Consider the following 18887-nt stretch of genomic DNA (forward strand, 5'->3'; position numbering starts at 1 on the left):
GACGCGGCTAATGTAGGAAAATTGGGATAGTTTGTCAAGGCTAAATTTGTTTACTTCGGGAAATTTGTTTAGATATGGCTAAAATTGTATCAAAATAAAAAGAATGGGCGAAACGCTAGTTTCGTCCATATATATGTTAATTATAAAAACGCTTATTTTTTCGTGTTTTTTAAGGTTTTCACCTTCTTGTCGTCGGAGGGACCCATGAAGTCTTCGATTTTGCCTAATGTTTCACCAGAAAGGATGTGTTCCATGCAGCAGGCGTCTTTATCGGCGATGGCTTCGGAGACTCCCAGGCGAATCAAGAAGCTTTTGAGCAGAAGATGTCTGTTCAAAATGGCGGTGGCAACGCGCTTTCCTTCTTCGGTGAGTTCCACGCCGCTGTAGGGTTCCTGCGTCACAAGGCCCAGTTTCTTGAGCTCGATCATGGCTTTCGCCACAGACGGCATTTTGACCGAAAGAGAAGAAGCTATGTCTTTGACTCGGGCGATTCCGTGGGCGAGGCGCAGCATGTGCACCATTTCCAGGTAGTCTTCAAGACTTTGGCTAAGCTTTGCGTTTTCCATTCGAGTCCTCTTTTGGGGCTAAACCGACTTAATCAATATAGGAAGGCTCGAATATTCGGTCAACTTCTTTTGACGGGAGCATGTTATTTTATCGGCATCATGCTCTTGGCGCAAATTCCCATGGTCGACAGGTTGTGCAGCAGTGCCGATGTCGAGGGGGCTAGTATTCCGAAGAACCCGGCAGCCAGTAGGGCAGTGTTGAAGGTCACGATAAAGCGGTAGTTCGCCTGGATTTTGTCCATGAGTTGTGCGCTCAGGTCCTTCAGTTCGGCGAGGTCGCGCAGGTCTTCGCTGCGGAGCGTTACGTCGGCGGTTTCGCGGGCAATGTCGCTTGCGTCGCTCAAGGCAACCGAGACATTTGCAGCGGCAAGAGCCGGGGCGTCGTTGATTCCGTCACCGACCATAATCACGCGGTGTCCTTCTGCCTTCATCTTTTCGACATAGCGGTGCTTGTCTTCGGGCAGAACCTGCGCGTAAAATGTGTCGATGCCGAGCAACTGGGCGGTGCGTTCGGCGGCCTTTTGGCTGTCGCCGGTAATCATTGCCACATGCTTGATTCCGCGTTCCCGCAGCATGTGAATGGCTTCGGCAGCCTCGTCGCGGGGTGGGTCGCTGATGCAAAGAACACTAGCCAGCTTTCCGCCGATGCCAAGGTAAATCACAGAAGCCGCCCCGGCGAGTTCGTCAATGCGCTTCTGTTCGGTATCGCTTACGGTTACATGTTCGTCTTCTACCACGAAATGCTTGCTTCCGATAACGGCGCGTTCCCCGTTCAAGGTCGTGGCGATGCCGTGGGCCACGATGTATTTCACATCGGCGTGTTCTTCTTCGTGGTCAATGCCCCTGTCAAGGGCCCCGCGCACAATGGCGCGCGCCATGCTGTGCGGGAAATGCTCCTCGATACAGGCTGCGATGCGAAGCACCTCTTCTTCGCTGCGGCCTTCAAAGGGAATGATGCGCTCGAGCTTCGGTTCCGCCTTGGTGAGTGTTCCTGTCTTGTCAAAGACGATGGTATCTGCGAGGGCGAATTCTTCTAGATATTTGCCGCCTTTTACGGTCATGTTACGGTCGGCCGCTTCGCGGAGTGCCGAGATGACCGAGATCGGGGTCGAGAGCTTGATGGCGCAGGAATAATCCACCATCAGGATCGAAACGGCCTTGGTGACGTTGCGGGTGAACAACAGCGTCAATCCGAATCCCAAGAAGCTGTAAGGCACAATTCCGTCGGCGAGCCTTTCGGCCTTGCTCTGGATGGATGCCTTGAGGTCTTCGGACTGGTCGATCAGTTCGATAATCTTTTGAATTTTGGTATTGCCGTTTACTGCCCGCACCGAGACGACAATGGAACCTTCGTCGAGAATGGTCCCTGCAAATACGGACTTTCCGGTGGATTTATGCACCGCCTGCGATTCGCCTGTCATGGTCGCTTCGTTTACGAAAGCGTCGCCCTCGACAACGGTTCCGTCTACCGGAATCATTGCTCCCGAGCGGATTCGCACCAGGTCGCCATCCTTCACGTCTTGCAGGTGCATTTGCACATCGACGCCGTCCTTGACGACCCAAACCAAGTCCACCTTGACGGCTAAACTTGCGGTAAGCGCCGTACGCGTGCGCGCCTTGGTGTATTCTTCCAGAAGGCTGCTGACGTTCAACAGGAACATGATTGTCCCGGCGGAACTGTAGTTCCTCTGCAGAATGCTTGCACCGATGGCAGCCCCGTCTAAAACTTCGACGGTGAGCTTTCCCTGCGAAAGAATGTCCAGCCCTTTAACGACGTATTTCAGCCCCTTGTAAATATGGACTGCAGTCCGTATGGGCAGCGGCACGAACCATTTGAACAAGTAACGGCGCGCCAGCATGAATGTGAGCTTGTTCTTGAACTTGGAATCCAGTGCCTGCAACTGGTAGGCGGTGTCGGGGTCGCCTTCGGGGAGCGTTGCAAGGTTGAGTTTTTGGATAAACTCAATCAACTGCTCGCGGTAAAACTGTTCACGAGTACCGGTTTCGTATTCAATAAGAATACCACCGTTTTCGGAATGGACGACGGCGCGTTTTACATAAGGATGCGCCACGCAGGCCTTGTGGATGCGCGGCTCATGTTCCGGTTCAAAAGCGTACGCCCCCGCACGAAAGCGGATACGCCCCGGCTTGTCGTAAACAATTTTTGTTCGCATAGCGGATTACTTGCCTGCTTCTTTCTTTGCGTCGTTGCAGATGTCGGCGGCTTCGTCCTTCATATCCTGGAAGGTGGCCTTGGCGTCGGCGGTAAATTTCATGCCATGAGCAAGCCCTTTGACGGCGTATTCGCGGGTCTTCGGGGCCTTCAGAATTTTCTTGGCGATGGCGGAACCGACGGCACCGCCCACGACGCACCAGAACTTTTCATTTTTCCAAATAGACATGGTTTACTCCTTGGTTGTTTGGTTGATGTTTAAAATCTACCTATTTCCAAAGCCTCTGTTTATTACAAACAAACTAACTTGAAGCTGGAGGCGGCAGTCCTCTCTAGCGCTCATTTGACTAACATTATTAGCGTTTTGTGAATTTTGTTCTGCTGTTAAAACTTTATTAGATTCATAAAAGTCTATTTGGAGTAGAATTTTTTTTGCGGCATACATATTTTCTGGCCCAAAAAACGGAAAAAAGTGTATGCAAGTTTCTCGTGTCAACCAATTTTTTGCCCGAATGGGGCGTTTTCAGGTAAAATACCGCTGGCAAATCCTCGCGGCGACCCTGATTTTAACTATAGCGGCGTGTCTCGGGCTACCGCACCTTTCCATGTCCAGCAGTGATGACGAATGGTTCGATGACCATGATCAAATCAAGCTGAATCAGGAACATTTTTACGATATCTTCGGTAGCGACGATTCCTTCATGGTGCTGGTCCGCGCCGATGATGTCTTTGCGCCCGAAGTTCTTTCGGCCATTGACAGGCTTTCGAGAAGGCTCGAAAATGAAGTCCCGTATGCCGAACGCGTAGTTTCCTTGACGCGCAATCTGTCTATTCCCAAGGCGAACGACGAAGGCTTCGAAGTCATCGACCCGTTTGAAGACGGTATTCCGACCGACCCGCAGGACATTGCCGCTAAAAAAGCGCTGGTGATGAGCCGCCAATCATTGGTGAATGGAATCGTCTCGGATGACAGCAAGGAAACTTGGGTGATTCTTTCGCTGAAAAAGTACGAAGGCGGTGTGGAATTCGGCAAGGACAGCATCGCGCCTTTCGCCCGCCAGGTGGTTGAATCCGAAGAATTCAAGAGCGACCGTTACGAACTTTTGCAGACGGGCATGAGCTACACCGAAATGGAAGAGGAAGAAGTCATTACCCGCGAATGCGCAATCCGCATCGGTTGCGGCTTTGTGGTGATGCTCTTTTGCCTGGTTCTCTTTGTGCGCTCGCTCCGTGGGGTAGTGGTGCCTGCCATCGCGACGGTTTGCGGCATTGCGTCTGTCTTGGGAATCAACGCTTGGTTAGGCATTACGGGGGATTCCTCGATGGTGGCGCTCCCGGTGCTTTTGGGCATGGCGCTTTCGGTGGGCTATTCCATTCACTATATTAACGCATTCCGCATGCAGTTCCGCCGTTCCGGCAAGCGCAAGGAATCGGTGGTTTTTGCCATCCAAGAAACAGGCTGGCCTATCTTCTTTACGGTCATTACTACGGTGGCCTCGCTCCTTTCTTTCTTGTTTGCGGGCATTCGTCCCATCCGCTGGATTGGCGGTATTTCGGCGGGAATTGTCTCCATGGTTTGCCTCTATGTGATGGTGCTGATTCCGATTCTCATGAGTTTCGGGCGCGATACAGAACCAAAATCCGAGCAGGTGAAGTCTGCGGGTGCTACCAAGACGGACATCCTCTTTGAATTCTTCGGTCGCAAGGTTTGCAGGCACAGCGTCATCGTCGCAATTGTCGCAGGTGCCATTATGCTCTTCCAGATTCCGGGAATTACGCATATCGACGTGAACATGGACTACACCAAGACCATGGGGCAAAAGATTCCCTACGTGGTGCGCCTCTTGGATATGCTTAGCGGAAAACTCGGAAGTCTCTACGACTTTAACGTGATGGTGGAATTTGACAATCCTGATGCCTTGAAGGACCCTGCAAACATGAAACGCATCGAGGAATTGGAAGAAAAACTCGGGACGCTCCAGCTCACCAAGATTTCGGGCGGAAAGCCGCGCGTACAGTCGGTCACGAGCCTCGTGAAAGAAATGAACCGCACGCTAAATAGCGACGATACCGCCTATTACGCAGTCCCCGCAGAACATGATATGCTTGCGCAGGTGCTGTTCCTCTACGAAATCTCCGACCCTGATGCTATCTTCAGCTGGATGGACGAAGATTACAAGACGACGTACATCCACGTGGAACTTTCGGGCTATGATGCGAATAAAGTCATTGAGGATCTGGATAGCGCCAAGAGTTATATGACGCGCATTTTCCCGGATGCAAAAACTTCAGTGGTGGGCGATGTCATCAACTACGCCGAAATGAACGGGAAACTGGTAGGCGGGTTGCTCCGCTCTTTCGGAGGCTCTTTCGTGATTATCGCCATCATGATGATTCTTGCTTTCGGGAGTATCCGTGCGGGGCTTATCGGCATGATTCCGAATGTGGCGCCGGTGCTCTTGATTGGCGGGTTCATGGGCTATTTGAATATGCCGCTTGACATGATTACGATGATCATTATGCCGATGGTTTTGGGCATCGCCGTCGATGACACCATCCACATGAATAACCACATCAAGTATGGCTATGAAAAGACGGGCAGTTACCGGCAGGCGCTGCTGCTCTCTTATCGCGAAATCGGCAAGACCATGGGCATGACCACCTTCATTCTGTGCGCCATGTTCTTCGTATTCATTTTCAGCCCCATGGGTGCGCTCCACAATGTGGGGATCCTTTCCATCTTGGGTCTCGGAGGCGCACTCCTGGCCGACTATACGCTTACCACGGCGTTGGTCTACCTGTGCAAACCGTACGGAAAAGAAAAACATTTGTAATAAATGCGAATCCTTCGGGTTTGCTCCAGTAGAGTATGAAAAGAGGCCCCCAAACGGGGACCTCTTTTCATACTCACGGCGGGATTCGAACCCACGACCCACTGCTTAGAAGGCAGTTGCTCTATCCAACTGAGCTACGCGAGCGTTTGTGGACTGCAAATATAGCAAAAAGCCCGGGATTTCGTCAAATGAGCTTGCTCAACGACATCCTTTAAAATAAAAAACGTTCGGTTCTAATGAACCGAACGTTCCATAAGGAGTAGAATCTTGCGGCTTTAGATTACATCATGCCGCCCATGCCCATGGACGGATCCATGGCAGGAGCTGCCGGCTTCGGTTCCTTCTTTTCGGTGATCACGCAGTCAGTGGTGAGGATCATCGAAGCGATAGAAGCGGCGTTCTTGAGGGCCGTACGAGTCACCTTGGCCGGGTCAATCACGCCAGCCTTGATGAGGTCTTCGTAAGAATCGGTCTTGGCATTGTAACCGAAGCTATCCTTGCCTTCCTTCACCTTGTTCACAATCACAGAGCCTTCGAGGCCGGCGTTGGTGACAATCTGACGGAGAGGTTCTTCAATAGCGCGGCGGATGATAGCGGCACCAGTCTTCTGGTCGGCGTTATCAAACTTGAGGGAATCGATGGCCTTTTCGGCGCGGATGAGGGCAACGCCACCACCCGGAACGATACCTTCTTCGACGGCAGCGCGGGTAGCGTGCATAGCGTCGTCGACGCGGTCCTTCTTTTCCTTCATTTCAACTTCAGTAGCAGCTCCGACCTTGATCACGGCCACACCGCCAGCGAGCTTGGCGAGGCGTTCCTGGAGCTTTTCACGGTCATAATCGCTGGTGGTAGCTTCGATCTGCTTCTTGATCTGAGCGATACGGCCCTTGATAGAAGCGGCGTCACCGGCACCTTCAACGATGGTGGTGTTGTCCTTGGTAATGGTGATAGACTTGGCCTGGCCGAGCACGGTCACCGGAGCGTCTTCGAGCTTGGCGCCAGTGTCTTCGGAAACCAGCATACCGCCAGTGAGGATAGCGATGTCTTCGAGCATTGCCTTACGACGGTCGCCGAAGCCCGGAGCCTTAACGGCTGCGACCTTCAGGGTGCCGCGCATCTTGTTCACAACGAGCGTTGCGAGAGCTTCGCCATCGACGTCTTCGGCGATGATGAGGAGAGACTTGCCCTGCTTAGCAACGTGTTCGAGCATCGGCAGCAAGTCCTTCATGGTAGAAATCTTCTTGTCGTACAGGAGAATGTACGGATTTTCGAGGGCCACTTCCATGCTGTCAGTGTTGGTGACGAAGTACGGAGAGAGGTAGCCGCGGTCGAACTGCATACCTTCGACAACGTCGAGGATGGTTTCGGCAGTCTTGGATTCTTCGATGGTGATCACACCGTCGTTGCCGACCTTTTCCATAGCGTTGGCGAGGAGTTCGCCAATTTCGGGGTCGTTGTTAGCAGAAATCGTTGCGACCTGGGCAATGTGTTCCTTGCCGTTGATCTTCACGGCCATCTTGCCGATTTCGGTGATGACGGCGTCAACTGCGGCGTCCATACCGCGCTTGATGTCCATCGGGTTTGCACCGGCGGCCACGTTCTTGAGGCCTTCGCGAGTGATAGCCTGAGCGAGCACGGTAGCGGTGGTGGTACCATCACCAGCAGCGTCAGAAGTCTTGTTGGCGACTTCCTTGGCCATCTGAGCGCCGAGGTTTTCGTAAGCGTCTTCCAGTTCCACTTCCTTAGCGACGGACACGCCGTCCTTAGTGACGTTCGGGGCACCGAAGGCCTTTGCGATCATCACGTTGCGGCCCTTAGGACCGAGGGTAACCTTAACTGCGTTGGCGAGTTTGTCCACGCCCTTCATCAGGGATTCGCGAGCTGCTACATCAAACTTAAGTTGCTTTGCCATTTTGATTTTCCTTTTTTTATTTAAAACCTTTGTGTTACGCGATTAGAGCGTTGCGAAAATGTCGGATTCCTTGACAATCAGGTAGTTTTCGCCATCGACGGAAACTTCAGTTCCGCTGTACTTGCCGTAAAGCACCACGTCGCCGACCTTGACTTCCATGGCAACGAGGTCGCCCTTTTCGTTCTTGCGGCCCGGGCCCACGGCCACGACCTTACCCTGCATCGGCTTTTCCTTGGCGTTATCCGGAATGAAGAGACCCGAAGAGGTCTTCTGTTCGGCTTCTGCCGGTTTAACGACGATTCGATCTGCAAGCGGCTTGATCATTTTCTTTTTCCTTTTTTGCGGGTGGTTTCGCACCCATTGATTGAACTTCTTAGTCCAAGTTGGACTATTTATTTTGTTTCGCCCTATAGTAAGCAATATCTGTGCCAAACCGTTTTTGTTGGGAAAATTGGCTTTTTCTGCTGAAATGGGCCTGTTTTTATGGACTACAAGTATCTTTTTGAAACGCTGGCTCGGCTACCGACGGCGATGTTTCAAAATAAAACGTTTTGGACGCTGGGGGAGGGGTGTGCGGGGCATTGTTCAGGTCGGTCCACATTTTTGATGTTTTTAGTGGCTAAATGTAGACTTTTTATTTTTATTACAATTCGTAAAATGTGCTTAAATGTCTGTAAAAAGTAAAAAATAATGTAGACTTTTTATAGAAAATTTGATTATATTTAAGATAAGTAATTTATAGGGTGCATTTTGGAGTATTCCGAATTAGATTACTTATAGGATGTTTGAAATTGCTCCTTGGTCGGAGCGCAGAACGGAGTGCATATGGGATTCGGATTAAAAACGACGTCGGTTGTCGCGGGAATGGTGCTTGCGTTTGGTTTGTCGCAGGCTTCTGCCGCAGATCGCCAAATGGAAAGGCTTACGCGAGGCGTTCTGGTTAGCAACGTCGGTTCTGGCGTTCTCGTGAGCTGGCGTTTGCTCGGTACGGATTCTCCGGATACGGAGTTCAACCTGTATCGCGATGGCGAAAAGATTGCGTCTATTTCCAAGTCGGCAGGTACCAACTATCTCGACAAGAACGGCAAGACCACTTCCAAGTACACGGTAGCCGCTGTGGTGGGCGGCAAGGAACAGGCGAAGCAAGGTGTTTCCGTGGTGCTCGACAAGACAGTGTCCAATAGCGGAAAGTCCTTCCCGTATAAGACTCTCAAGCTTGAAGTTCCGGCGAATCAGACGATGCCTAATGGAGAAATTTGTTCTTACACTCCGAACGATATGAGTGCAGCCGACCTCGATGGCGACGGCGAATACGAATTGATTTTGAAGTGGGATCCGTCTAACGCCCATGACAACTCGCAGACGGGCTACACGGGCACGGTGTTTATCGATGCCTACAAGCTCGACGGCACGCGCCTTTGGCGCATCGACCTGGGCAAGAACATCCGCGCGGGTGCGCACTACACGCAGTTCCAGGTTTATGACTACGATGGCGACGGCAAGGCCGAAATGATTGTGAAGACTGCCGACGGTACGATTGACGGTACGGGCAAGGCGATTGGCGACAAGTCCAAGGATTACCGCGATGCCAACGGCCTTGTGCTCAAGGGTCCTGAATACCTGACGGTGTTTCGCGGCGTTGACGGCGCTGCCATCGCGACGGTGGAATACCAGCCGAGTCGCGATATCAACCAGCATGTGAAGGGCAAGGATGCTCATGGCTACTGGGGAGACAACTACGGTAACCGTTGCGAACGCTACCTGGCTGCAACGGGCTATCTGGACGGTGTCCATCCGAGCGCAATCTTTGTTCGCGGCTATTACAGCTCCTCTTATGTAGCGGCCTACGATTTTGACGGAAAGGATTTGAAACTTCGTTGGCTCCATAAGTCCGAATATCCAGGCCAGGGCCTATATGGCGAAGGAAACCACAGCCTTCAGGCGGTGGACCTCGATGGTGACGGCTACGATGAAATTTTCTTCGGTGCTGCGGCCTTGAATCACGATGGTTCGCTGCGTTACCGCACTGGACTTGGCCATGGCGACGCTCATCATATTTCTGACTTGGATCCGGACCTCCCGGGCCTTGAACTTTGGGATGTGCATGAACATAAGGATGCCCAGTACACCGAAGAAATGCGTGCCCATGACGGCAAGATTATTTGGGGTACTCCGCAACCGAGTTCTGGCGGCGTGGACAATGGTCGCGGCATGGCTGCTGACATTGATTCCGAATACCGCGGTTTCGAAATGTGGTCCAGCAAGGGCGGCGGCATGAAGACGGCGAAGGGCAAGCTTATTGGAACACCCTCTGTCTCTACGAACTTCCGCATTTACTTTGATGGTGATGAATATGACGAACTCTTGGATGGCGCTTACCTGACCAAGTTTGATTCCAAGAACAAGAAGTCCAATGTTTACTTTGATGGCCCGTCGGCTCTTGGCGCTGCTGGCTGCAATGGTACCAAGAATACTCCGAGTTTAGTTGCTGACTTGTTTGGCGACTGGCGCGAAGAACTGGTAGTGCGTTCCGAGAAGGATCCGACGACGATATACATAGTTTCGACTCCGGTTACCAGCGAACACCGTGTGTATACGCTGATGCACGATGCCACCTACCGCACTGCTGTGGCTTCTGAAAATACGGCTTACAACCAGCCTCCGCATTTGGGCTACTACCTGCCCGACATGGTGAAGTCTCTTAAGCAGCCGAACGTGTTCATGGCTGGCGACGAGCCGGCTCCTACCGATACGACACCGGTGGTGAACAACGGCAAGTCCGAAATGGATGCTTCTACGCCGAAGGATGGCGATGGCGTTGCGGAAACGTCTAACGACGGCTTCCTCAAGAACGGCTATTACAACTTTACCAATTCTCTTTCGAGCTACGGCACTTGGGAAATCTTCTCCCAGACCGAAGCAAAGACCACGCTCACCGTCCGCTTTACCAATGGCGGCTCGACATCCCGCAGCATGTCCCTGAGCGTGAATGGTACTTCTGTTGGCACGGTTTCGTTCCCCTCGACTTCGAATTGGACGACTTATTCCGAAGCCACGGTTGACGTGAAGCTGGTGCAGGGCGTGAATACCTTGACCTTCAAGTCCCTCACGAGTGATGGCGGCCCGAATTTTGACATGTTCACCTTCGGTATCGATGGCGTGGAACTCTATGACGGTACCCAGAAGATTGAGAATCCGACCCCGGTGCTGCCGGTGGCATCCTTCAAGAACGGTGTGGTTTTCAATCCTTCTACGGGCGTGCTGTTCACTCCCAAGGCGGGCTTTGCAGAAGTCTACTTCTACGATATGTCTGGAAATTTAAGGGTGGGTATTTCGAAGAACGTAAACGCTGGTTCTACAACCATGGCGCTTGAACGGGGACTGCTCGCTAAAGGAATGTACGTCGTGAAAGTCAAACTCGACGGAAAGGCTGTTTTCGCAAAGAAATTTGCGGAACAATAAACACCTCACTGCCTAGTCCTGGTCCACCGAACGATGGATTGGGGCTAGGCGCTTTTGAGTTTTGATATGAAGATGTTTAGCAAGATTTGGCAAACTGCCGTGATGGCTTCCATGGTCGCTGCTCCTATTGCATTGGCGCAGGTGACTATCTACATGTGCGGTGACTCTACCATGCAAGACTGGGCTGCTGGCTATTGCCCCAAACAAGGCCAAGGTCAAGATTTCCATTACTGGTTCGATGCGACCAAGGCAGCGGTGGTGAACCGCGGCCAGGGCGGCATGGCTGCCGACGGTTATTACGATATGTTCTGGAAGCATGGTTGCTCTGCAGGAAACTGCATTGTGGACAAGCTGCAGGTCGGTGACTATGCGGTCATCCAGTTCGGTATTAACGATGTGGGCAAGAGTGACGAAGCCAAGTTTACGGTGGCCATGAGTACTATGGCTAAAGAAGCTTTGGCGAAGGGCGCATATCCGATTATCATGAGCCCCATTCGTCGCTGCTACTACGATTCTCCGACGCAGATTCATAACAGCTACCGTGGCTACCCGGCCCGTGCCCAGGCCATTGCCGATTCCTTGGGAATTCCGTTCATTGACATGAGCGAGATGGTTGCAAACTACATGATTTCGGTGGGCGAGTCTTACGCCCAGCAATTCATTTTCAACTATGCGACTAGCGGTGAATATTCCAACCTCAAGAGCGACCAGGCCGACCAGGTGCACTTGCAGATGAACGGTGCCAACGCCTTTGGCCGAATCATTACCGAACAGATGCGCGCCCATAAAGATGTCATGACCAAGAAGCTCGGCGATTACATGGCGCCTATGTATCAGGTGAGCGTGAAGGTCTCGCCCGAAGGCTCTGCTGAGGCGACTTCTATTAACGCTTACTATCCGAAGGGCATGACTGTGATGCTCAAGACCATTCCGAAGTCCGGCAAAAAGTTCTTGGGCTGGTACGATGGCAACGGTAACAAGGTGAGCGACCAGGCGGTTTCGACGGTGAAGTCCCAGTATATCTATACCTTCGTGATGGGTGATAAGGCAACGCAATATACGGCTGTCTATGAAGGCGGTACGGCGCAGAAGTACGAAGGCGATGGCAAGGCTTTGACCGCATTCCCGACGACGACTCCCAAGAGCCTCGACGATGTGACATTCGTGCCCTTCACACCGATTGACGGCAGCACCGAAGACAGCGTTAAAGTGGACAAGAACATCAAGAAGTTCTTTGACGCCTACAAGCCGGATTCCGGCAACGGTTTCTCCGAAAGTAACCATGATGACTTTACGGGCGAAGGCTTCTGGAATGTTGCCAACGAAAAGAATTCCTTCGGCTCTTACCGCATGAAGTTCCCGGGTGCGGGCTATGTGACGCTTGCCGTGCGCTATTCCAACGGCGGTACCAGCGACCGTCTGTTCAACGCTTATCTGGATCATGACTATTACGTGAGTGCTCCGCCTACCGGTAGCTGGGATAAGTGGGATACCGCCTATGTGGTGATGGACGCTCCCATGGGCGAAGCGGACTTGCGCTTTATTTCGCTCACTAGCGATGGTGGCCCAAATATCGATGCTTTCGGTTTTAGCATTGACGATGTCTGCCGCGTGAGCGAAGGTTGCCCCGATGAAGATTCCTTGACAACGATTCTTGCCGGTGTGAAGGGCAACATGGGTTTTGGCTTGCAGGGTGAAATGCTGCACCTTGCCGGTACGGAACGTGCCCATGTGAACGTTTTTGATATGGGCGGTCGCCTGGTGGCCAAGCGGATTGTGGAAAATGTTTCTGAAGTTTCCCTTGCGACCATGGTGAAATCTGCTGGACTCTACCGCATTGTGGTTCGTCAGGGTAGCGCAAAGTTTGTCGCCAACTACGCAAAGGTGAGGTAAATTATGAAAGGGATGTTTAGGTTCCTCATCGCTGCCGCTGTATTTGCGGGTGTCGCCGTTAGCGATTCCACCAGTTTCGCTATCTATGTGGTGGGCGATTCGACAGTGCAAACTTATAAGGATAACGTTTACCCGCAAACGGGTTGGGGCCAGGTTCTCGGTTATTTCTTCGACGCGTCTCGCGTGAAGGTGAACAACTATGCCATCGGTGGCCGCAGTTCGAGAACCTTCATTGAAGAAGGCCGCTTGGACGAAGTCAAGGGCAAGCTCCAGAAGGGCGATTATCTTTTCGTGCAGTTCGGCCATAACGACCGCGACTATAGTAAAGAGGCCCGTTATGTACCCCCTGCGGACTTTCCCGGTTATATCCAGAAGTACGTGGATGCCGCTCAGGCGAAGGGCGCTAATGCCGTCTTGATTTCTCCCATGAACCTGAACGGTAGCCGTAACGTGTTCTCTACGGGCGACAAGAACTACGATGCCCGAGGCATGATGCAGACGGTGGCCAAGAACAACAAGGTTCCCTTTGTAGATTTGAACATGAAGTCGTACAATACCTACAATACGACTTACAAGAACATTCCTGATTACGTGACGCGTTACCTGTACAAGTCGTTGCAAAAGGGTGAATACCCGAATTATCCTGATGGCGTAAACGACGGAACCACGCACTTCCAGGAAATGGGCTCCATGGGCCACGCCCAGATGATTTGCGAAGAACTCGAAGAAAACCTCAAGAGCAATTCGAATCTTTCTGCTGACGCCAAGGCCGCCTTGACCACTCTGGTTTCCGCCATCAAGAAGCGCTATACCATCAAGGTCCAGACCAACCTTTCGAACTACAACGGCCTCATTACGCAGACCCAGTACTTCCCGGCGGGTTCCCCGATGACGCTTCGCGTGACGCCCAACGGCCAGACTTTCGAAAAGTGGGTGGATGACGACTGCAATGAACTTTCGAAGAGTGCTATCTATTACGGTTTCAAGACCAAGGCCCGCAACATTACTTATACGGCCATGTTCAAGGGCGGTTCTGAATGCAAGAAAATTGCGCACGATGACGAAGATTCCGGTAGCGACAATCCGACTTCTTCTAGTTCCGAAGGCCCGGAATCCTCTAGCTCCATTGATCCGAAACTTTGCTTTGATGGCACCGCTGACGCAACCTGGCCTTCTCCTGTCGAGATGGCTAGCCCCGAAGTTGCAGATGGTCTGACAGAAACGAATCATGAAGGCTATACGGGCCAGGGCTTCTTCAATATTGAAAACAGCGCCTACAGTACCGCAACTTATAAGTTGACTTCTGACCAGTCGGCCTCCAATGCCCGCGTCATGATCCGCTATTCCTTCCAGGGTAATTCCAATCGCGACATGAAGTTCACCATTGATAACGGTACTTACGATGTGGCGTTCCCCTCTACGGGTAGCTGGGACAAGTGGGATACCGCCTACATCGAAGACGTCTGGGTGGATGCACTGGATTTCAAGATGAAGATAGCCTCGACCACAAGCGATGGCGGTCCCAATATTGACATGATTGCCTTTGACATCAAGGGCGTGTACCGCACCGGTTGCAAGCCGACGAAGGTGGAAAACGATGTGGAATCCTCCAGCAGCACCACCGCGATTCTGGCAACGGCGTCTTCCGAAGGGGTTTCCTTCGATGCCCGTCATTTGACCGTTTCGACTCCGGGTGGCCTGATGGAAGTCCAGTTGATGGATGTCATGGGCAAAAACTTGAAGCGTGAAGTCCGAAATGTCCCGGCGGGCACGGTTTCTGTGCTTTCGAATGGGGCAAAACTCCCTAAAGGCCGCTATTTCTTGCAAATTCGCCTGAATGGCCGAGTTTCTTTACAGCAACCTTTTGTATATTAAAGAAAACGCGTTATTTTTCGCGAAAAGGAGTTTATATGAATTTCTTTAAGTTTGCAGCTTCTTCTTGTGCTGTTCTTGCAGCGGTTGCTTTTACTGCTTGCGGCGATTCTTCGTCTACAAGCTCCGATGACGGCAAGGTCGCTTACGATTGTACTGTCAAGGGTGGCGTGAAGGTCGTTTCTCCGGCCGGTGGCGAATCCTTTAAGCTGGGTGAATCCGTCAAGATCGTTTTCGGTTCTGACATGGACTTCGGCGGCTTTGGCGTGGAAATCCGCTTCAACGATGGCGAAAAGAAGATCAACCTGTTCGAAGAAAGCATCGACGATGCCGTGATCGACGGAAAGACCTGTAACGAATACACTGCTGTTCTTGATTCCAAGCTTGGCATCGAAGCCGCAGATGACGCCTACATCTATATCTACCCGTACTCCAATCAGGCCAAGGCTGGCAAGTCCGGCACCTTCAAGGTCACGGAGTAATGAACCTCCAATTCAGCGATCGTAGTATCACCGTAGCCATCGTGGGTTGCGGTGGTTTTATTGGTTGCCATCTGCTGAAGGCAATCTTTGAACGCACCAGTTGGCGTGTCTTTGGCGTGGACCTGGAATCCTATCGCATTCAGGAACACTTGGCCAATGACCGGTTTGAATTCTTGTGCGCAGATCTTGCGGATTCGGCTGTGGTAGCGCGGATTGCCCAGTACCCGGTGGTGGTGAATCTGGCTGCCATATGCACGCCCGGGCGTTATATGGCGGAAGCCGCCGAAGTGATTCGCAGTAATTACGATCATCCGCGGGCGCTGGCGGATGCCTGCGCCAAGAGCGGCAGTTGGCTCATTCATTTTTCTACCTCCGAAATTTACGGCAAGACGGCTGCAGATTCTCCCGCACTTGAAGAAGATTTTTCAGAAATTGTGCTGGGTCCTGTGGCGGCAAGCCGCTGGAGCTATGCCACGGCCAAGCTTTTGACCGAACGCTACATGGCCGGTCTTGCGGGCTTGAATTGGACCGTGGTTCGCCCCTTCAATTTTGTGGGCCCCTTCATGGACTTTATGCCAGGCATCGATGGCGAAGGAATTCCCCGTGTGCTGGCGAATTTCTCGACGGCCTTGGTCCGTGGCGAAACCCTTAAGCTTGTGAATGGGGGAGCGGCCAAGCGCTGCTTTACTTCGGTTCACGATGCCGTTGATTTTATCTTCAGCCTGCTTACCCATGCCGATGCGGGCGTCGGTCAGGCATTCAATGTGGGCAATGGGGACAACGAGGTGTCCATTGCTGAATTGGCGGCCCTGATGCGCTCGGTATTTGCTTCGGTCAAGGACGTGCCTGAAAGCGATGTCCCCGGTGTAGAAGTGGTTTCGGGCGAAGACTATTACGGCAAGGGTTACGATGATTCCTTGCGCAGGCTTCCGTTGGTAGCGAAGGCCGAAAACTTGTTGGGCTTCAAGGCGAAAATTCCGCTCCGAACAGCCCTTGAAGAATCGCTCCGCTGGTTTGTTGGACATTATGACTTACGTCATTGCGAGCCGTAGGCGAAGCAATCCATTGCGATGAATTCAGAATATTTTATCTTCGTTCCCGCGTATAATGTCGCAAGTACATTGGCTGATGTATTGCGCAAAATTCCCGATAGCGTATGGAATCGTGCCATAGCCCTTGTGATTGACGACGGCTCTGTAGACGATACTCGCGGCGCTTTTGAAAATTATGTGGAAGGCTTGGACAAGGATCCCGCAGGCAACTTGAAAAAGAGCCGCTTGCGTTACATGCGTTTTGAACAAAATCACGGCTACGGATCTGTTGTAAAGAAGGGCGTTTCTGAAGGGATAAAGTCCGGAGCGGCCTACGTTGCCTGCCTGCATGGCGACGGACAGTACCCGGCTGAAAAATTGCAGGACTTTTTTGACCATTTGAAGTCCAACGAGGCTGTCTTGGTGCAGGGCTCTCGCCGTTTGACCCGTGGCGGAGCAAAAGCGGGAAATATGCCCTTGTACAAGCGTCTTGGAGGCACCTTCTTGACGTCGATTGAAAATGTGGCATTCAGGCAGAAACTCACGGATCGACACAGCGGCTTCATTGTCTATTCTGCGGATTTCTTGAAAAAGGTGAATCTTGAAAAGTTGAGCCCCTCTTTTGATATCGATTTGGAACTCATTTCCATTGCCGATGCGCGGGGCTTGAAACTGGCTGAACTCCCTATTCCCACCCGTTATGCTGGCGAAAAATCCAATTTGAGGGTTGTTCCTTACGGCTTGCGGGTTTTGAGACAGGTTTTGCGCCGCCTTGGCGCTTAATTCCGTATTTATATTTAGAACATCTATGCATATCGGTTGTCATTTATCATCTTCGGCCGGCTTTTTGGCCATGGGACAAACGGCGCTTTCGATTGGCGCTGATACCTTTCAGTTCTTTACCCGTAACCCTCGCGGCGGGTCGGCAAAACCCTTTGATGCCGCTGACGCCCAGGCGCTTGTCAAGCTGCTGAATGACAATCATTTTGCTCCGATTCTGGCGCATGCCCTTTATACGCTGAACGCTTGCGCTGCTGACGAAGGCTTGCGTGAATATGCGGTCAATGTAATGACCGATGATATTTGGCGTATGGATCATTTTCCGGGCGCGATGTATAATTTTCACCCCGGTAGTCATGTGAAGCAGGGTGTGGAAGTGGGCGTGGACTTGATTTCACGTGCGCTGAATCAGATTTTGAAGCCGGAACAAAAGACTCTTGTGCTGCTTGAATCCATGGCGGGCAAGGGCTCCGAAGTAGGGCGTACTTTTGAAGAACTTCGTGCGATTATAGACCGCGTTGAACTGAGCGATAAACTGGGCGTTTGTCTGGATACCTGCCATGTGTTTGATGGCGGCTATAATATTGTTGACGACCTGGATGGCGTTCTTGAAAATTTTGACAAGGTGATTGGCCTAATGCGTTTGAAGGCGATTCACCTGAACGATAGCAAGAACCCCATGGGCAGCCATAAGGACCGTCACGAGGTTTTAGGGGCTGGATTTATCGGCTTGGAAGCGCTCACGCGGGTGGTGAACCATGCGGCGCTCAAAAATTTGCCGTTCTACTTGGAAACGCCGAATGAATTGCCCGGTTACGCAAAAGAAATCGCCCTGATGCGCGAACGGGCGAAATAGGCCTTAATTGTAAATAATTGTTGATTATCAGCCGCTTTTATATATATTTAAAGTATGGTAAAAGAGCTGATAGATTCTTTAAATGGGGTGCTGCTCGGAAAATCCGAGACGGTAGAACTTTTGGTCATGGCGCTGTTGGCCGACGGTCACGTGCTGGTGGAAGATGTTCCCGGCACGGGAAAGACCACGCTTTCAAAAGCGCTTGCGGCTGCGATTGGTGCAGACTTTGCGCGAATCCAGTTTACGCCGGATTTGTTGCCCGCCGATGTGACGGGCGGTGCGGTTTTCAAGGCGAATACCGGTGACTTTGAAATCAAGAAGGGACCTGTCTTTACCCAGGTGCTCTTGGCAGATGAAATTAACCGTGCCTCGCCGCGTACGCAGAGCGCCTTGCTCGAAGCCATGGAAGAACGCCAGGTTTCGTTGGAAGGAGAGCGCTATAAGTTGCCGGAACTCTTTATGGTACTGGCGACCGAGAACCCGGTGGAATTCCACGGGGTGTTCCCGCTGCCCGAAGCTCAGATGGACCGCTTTATGGTACGCATTTCGGTGGGGTATCCGACGGCAGAAACGGAACTTGATATTTTGCGTGCTCACCGCACGAGTCGTCCGCTGGATTCTGTGCGTGCGGTGACGGTTCCCGGAGAAGTCTTGACGGCACGCGGCCAAGTGCAACGGATCCATATTGATGAATCTCTGGAACGCTATATTGTGAGCCTGGTGCAGACCACGCGCAATGATGGCGGCGTGCGTTTGGCGGCGAGCCCTCGTGCGGGCATGAACCTGGTGCGCATGGCGCAGGCTTGTGCCTATGTGAATGGCCGCGACTTCGTGAATCCCGATGATATTCAGCGAGTGTTCTTCCCGGTGATGGAACATCGCGTGTTTGCCAAGGATAGCGGCGACCCTGAAGCCAGCAAGAAGATTCTGCAGGGAATCCTGAAACAGGTGGCGATTCCGAAATAAGGACGCAAATGCCTTCCTTCTTTAAATGGCTGTTGAACGCGATTCCGCGGGCCCCGAAAA

At 52.1% G+C, this 18887-nt stretch carries 14 protein-coding genes, 1 tRNA gene and 2 pseudogenes; 11 read left to right on the forward strand and 6 right to left on the reverse strand.

Annotation, left to right across the window (positions count from 1 at the left end; genetic code table 11):
• Window positions 1–152: 152 nt before the first annotated feature.
• The 3 genes from ACJMNB_RS12095 to ACJMNB_RS12105 form a co-directional block, all read right to left on the reverse strand.
• On the reverse strand, window positions 153–566 hold the full coding sequence (locus ACJMNB_RS12095) for a metal-dependent transcriptional regulator (RefSeq protein ID WP_405342804.1): 414 nt from the start codon (window positions 564–566) through the stop codon (window positions 153–155).
• A gap of 83 nt (window positions 567–649) precedes the next feature.
• Complete coding sequence (locus ACJMNB_RS12100; RefSeq protein ID WP_405342806.1) at window positions 650–2740, reverse strand: heavy metal translocating P-type ATPase; 2091 nt, start codon at window positions 2738–2740, stop codon at window positions 650–652.
• Between the two features lie 6 nt (window positions 2741–2746).
• Window positions 2747–2968, reverse strand: a complete 222-nt coding sequence (locus ACJMNB_RS12105; protein WP_173379719.1) for a DUF1490 domain-containing protein — start codon at window positions 2966–2968, stop codon at window positions 2747–2749.
• A gap of 283 nt (window positions 2969–3251) precedes the next feature.
• Between ACJMNB_RS12105 and ACJMNB_RS12110 the strand changes: the two genes are divergently transcribed.
• Window positions 3252–5573 carry an RND family transporter gene (locus tag ACJMNB_RS12110; protein ID WP_405342808.1) on the forward strand — a complete coding sequence of 774 codons (2322 nt, stop codon included), beginning with the start codon at window positions 3252–3254 and terminating at the stop codon, window positions 5571–5573.
• 70 nt (window positions 5574–5643) lie between these two features.
• On the opposite strand, the gene ACJMNB_RS12115 is transcribed toward ACJMNB_RS12110, so the two are convergent.
• The 3 genes from ACJMNB_RS12115 to groES all read right to left on the reverse strand — a co-directional run bounded on the left by ACJMNB_RS12115 (window position 5644) and on the right by groES (window position 7809).
• Window positions 5644–5717, reverse strand: a tRNA-Arg gene (locus ACJMNB_RS12115).
• A gap of 136 nt (window positions 5718–5853) precedes the next feature.
• Window positions 5854–7485: a chaperonin GroEL gene (gene groL, locus ACJMNB_RS12120; protein WP_405342810.1), complete on the reverse strand. Its 1632-nt coding sequence runs from the start codon at window positions 7483–7485 to the stop codon at window positions 5854–5856.
• 42 nt (window positions 7486–7527) lie between these two features.
• A complete protein-coding gene (gene groES / locus ACJMNB_RS12125; protein WP_405342812.1) occupies window positions 7528–7809 on the reverse strand; it encodes a co-chaperone GroES in 282 nt (93 codons plus the stop codon).
• Window positions 7810–8349: 540 nt separating this feature from the next.
• Here groES and ACJMNB_RS12130 point away from each other — a divergent pair.
• The 10 genes and pseudogenes from ACJMNB_RS12130 to ACJMNB_RS12175 all read left to right on the forward strand — a co-directional run.
• Window positions 8350–10212, forward strand: a pseudogene (locus tag ACJMNB_RS12130) (rhamnogalacturonan lyase); the annotation flags it as partial.
• A 168-nt stretch (window positions 10213–10380) separates the two neighbouring features.
• Window positions 10381–10620: pseudogene (locus tag ACJMNB_RS12135) on the forward strand (carbohydrate-binding protein); the annotation flags it as partial.
• Window positions 10621–10947: a T9SS type A sorting domain-containing protein gene (locus ACJMNB_RS12140; RefSeq protein WP_405343336.1), complete on the forward strand. Its 327-nt coding sequence runs from the start codon at window positions 10621–10623 to the stop codon at window positions 10945–10947.
• A gap of 66 nt (window positions 10948–11013) precedes the next feature.
• Window positions 11014–12840: a carbohydrate-binding protein gene (locus ACJMNB_RS12145; RefSeq protein WP_405342814.1), complete on the forward strand. Its 1827-nt coding sequence runs from the start codon at window positions 11014–11016 to the stop codon at window positions 12838–12840.
• A gap of 3 nt (window positions 12841–12843) precedes the next feature.
• Window positions 12844–14715, forward strand: a complete 1872-nt coding sequence (locus ACJMNB_RS12150) for a GDSL-type esterase/lipase family protein (RefSeq protein WP_405342816.1) — start codon at window positions 12844–12846, stop codon at window positions 14713–14715.
• Between the two features lie 35 nt (window positions 14716–14750).
• Window positions 14751–15194 carry a hypothetical protein gene (locus ACJMNB_RS12155; protein ID WP_405342818.1) on the forward strand — a complete coding sequence of 148 codons (444 nt, stop codon included), beginning with the start codon at window positions 14751–14753 and terminating at the stop codon, window positions 15192–15194.
• On the forward strand, window positions 15194–16246 hold the full coding sequence (locus tag ACJMNB_RS12160; protein WP_405342820.1) for an NAD-dependent epimerase/dehydratase family protein: 1053 nt from the start codon (window positions 15194–15196) through the stop codon (window positions 16244–16246). Before ACJMNB_RS12155 ends, ACJMNB_RS12160 begins: the two co-directional genes overlap by 1 nt.
• Before the next feature lie 69 nt (window positions 16247–16315).
• Window positions 16316–17008: a glycosyltransferase family 2 protein gene (locus tag ACJMNB_RS12165; protein ID WP_405342822.1), complete on the forward strand. Its 693-nt coding sequence runs from the start codon at window positions 16316–16318 to the stop codon at window positions 17006–17008.
• Window positions 17009–17033: 25 nt separating this feature from the next.
• Window positions 17034–17861 carry a deoxyribonuclease IV gene (locus ACJMNB_RS12170; RefSeq protein WP_405342824.1) on the forward strand — a complete coding sequence of 276 codons (828 nt, stop codon included), beginning with the start codon at window positions 17034–17036 and terminating at the stop codon, window positions 17859–17861.
• A 54-nt stretch (window positions 17862–17915) separates the two neighbouring features.
• Entirely contained in the window at window positions 17916–18827 is a 912-nt protein-coding gene (locus ACJMNB_RS12175; protein WP_405342826.1) for an AAA family ATPase, read from the forward strand.
• Window positions 18828–18887: the final 60 nt, after the last annotated feature.

It is taken from the genome of Fibrobacter sp., from assembly GCF_045131395.1.
Classification (GTDB): Bacteria; Fibrobacterota; Fibrobacteria; order Fibrobacterales; family Fibrobacteraceae; genus Fibrobacter.

Excerpts from the sequence above, each read along its gene's own strand:
- ACJMNB_RS12175 (WP_405342826.1), top strand. The coding sequence starts at position 17,916 with ATGGTAAAAGAGCTGATAGATTCTTTAAATGGGGTGCTGCTCGGAAAA.
- ACJMNB_RS12100 (WP_405342806.1), bottom strand. The coding sequence starts at position 2,740 with ATGCGAACAAAAATTGTTTACGACAAGCCGGGGCGTATCCGCTTTCGT.
- ACJMNB_RS12150 (WP_405342816.1), top strand. The coding sequence starts at position 12,844 with ATGAAAGGGATGTTTAGGTTCCTCATCGCTGCCGCTGTATTTGCGGGT.
- ACJMNB_RS12095 (WP_405342804.1), bottom strand. The coding sequence starts at position 566 with ATGGAAAACGCAAAGCTTAGCCAAAGTCTTGAAGACTACCTGGAAATG.
- ACJMNB_RS12105 (WP_173379719.1), bottom strand. The coding sequence starts at position 2,968 with ATGTCTATTTGGAAAAATGAAAAGTTCTGGTGCGTCGTGGGCGGTGCC.
- groL (WP_405342810.1), bottom strand. The coding sequence starts at position 7,485 with ATGGCAAAGCAACTTAAGTTTGATGTAGCAGCTCGCGAATCCCTGATG.
- ACJMNB_RS12155 (WP_405342818.1), top strand. The coding sequence starts at position 14,751 with ATGAATTTCTTTAAGTTTGCAGCTTCTTCTTGTGCTGTTCTTGCAGCG.
- ACJMNB_RS12170 (WP_405342824.1), top strand. The coding sequence starts at position 17,034 with ATGCATATCGGTTGTCATTTATCATCTTCGGCCGGCTTTTTGGCCATG.
- ACJMNB_RS12110 (WP_405342808.1), top strand. The coding sequence starts at position 3,252 with ATGGGGCGTTTTCAGGTAAAATACCGCTGGCAAATCCTCGCGGCGACC.
- ACJMNB_RS12160 (WP_405342820.1), top strand. The coding sequence starts at position 15,194 with ATGAACCTCCAATTCAGCGATCGTAGTATCACCGTAGCCATCGTGGGT.
- ACJMNB_RS12140 (WP_405343336.1), top strand. The coding sequence starts at position 10,621 with ATGTTCACCTTCGGTATCGATGGCGTGGAACTCTATGACGGTACCCAG.
- groES (WP_405342812.1), bottom strand. The coding sequence starts at position 7,809 with ATGATCAAGCCGCTTGCAGATCGAATCGTCGTTAAACCGGCAGAAGCC.
- ACJMNB_RS12145 (WP_405342814.1), top strand. The coding sequence starts at position 11,014 with ATGAAGATGTTTAGCAAGATTTGGCAAACTGCCGTGATGGCTTCCATG.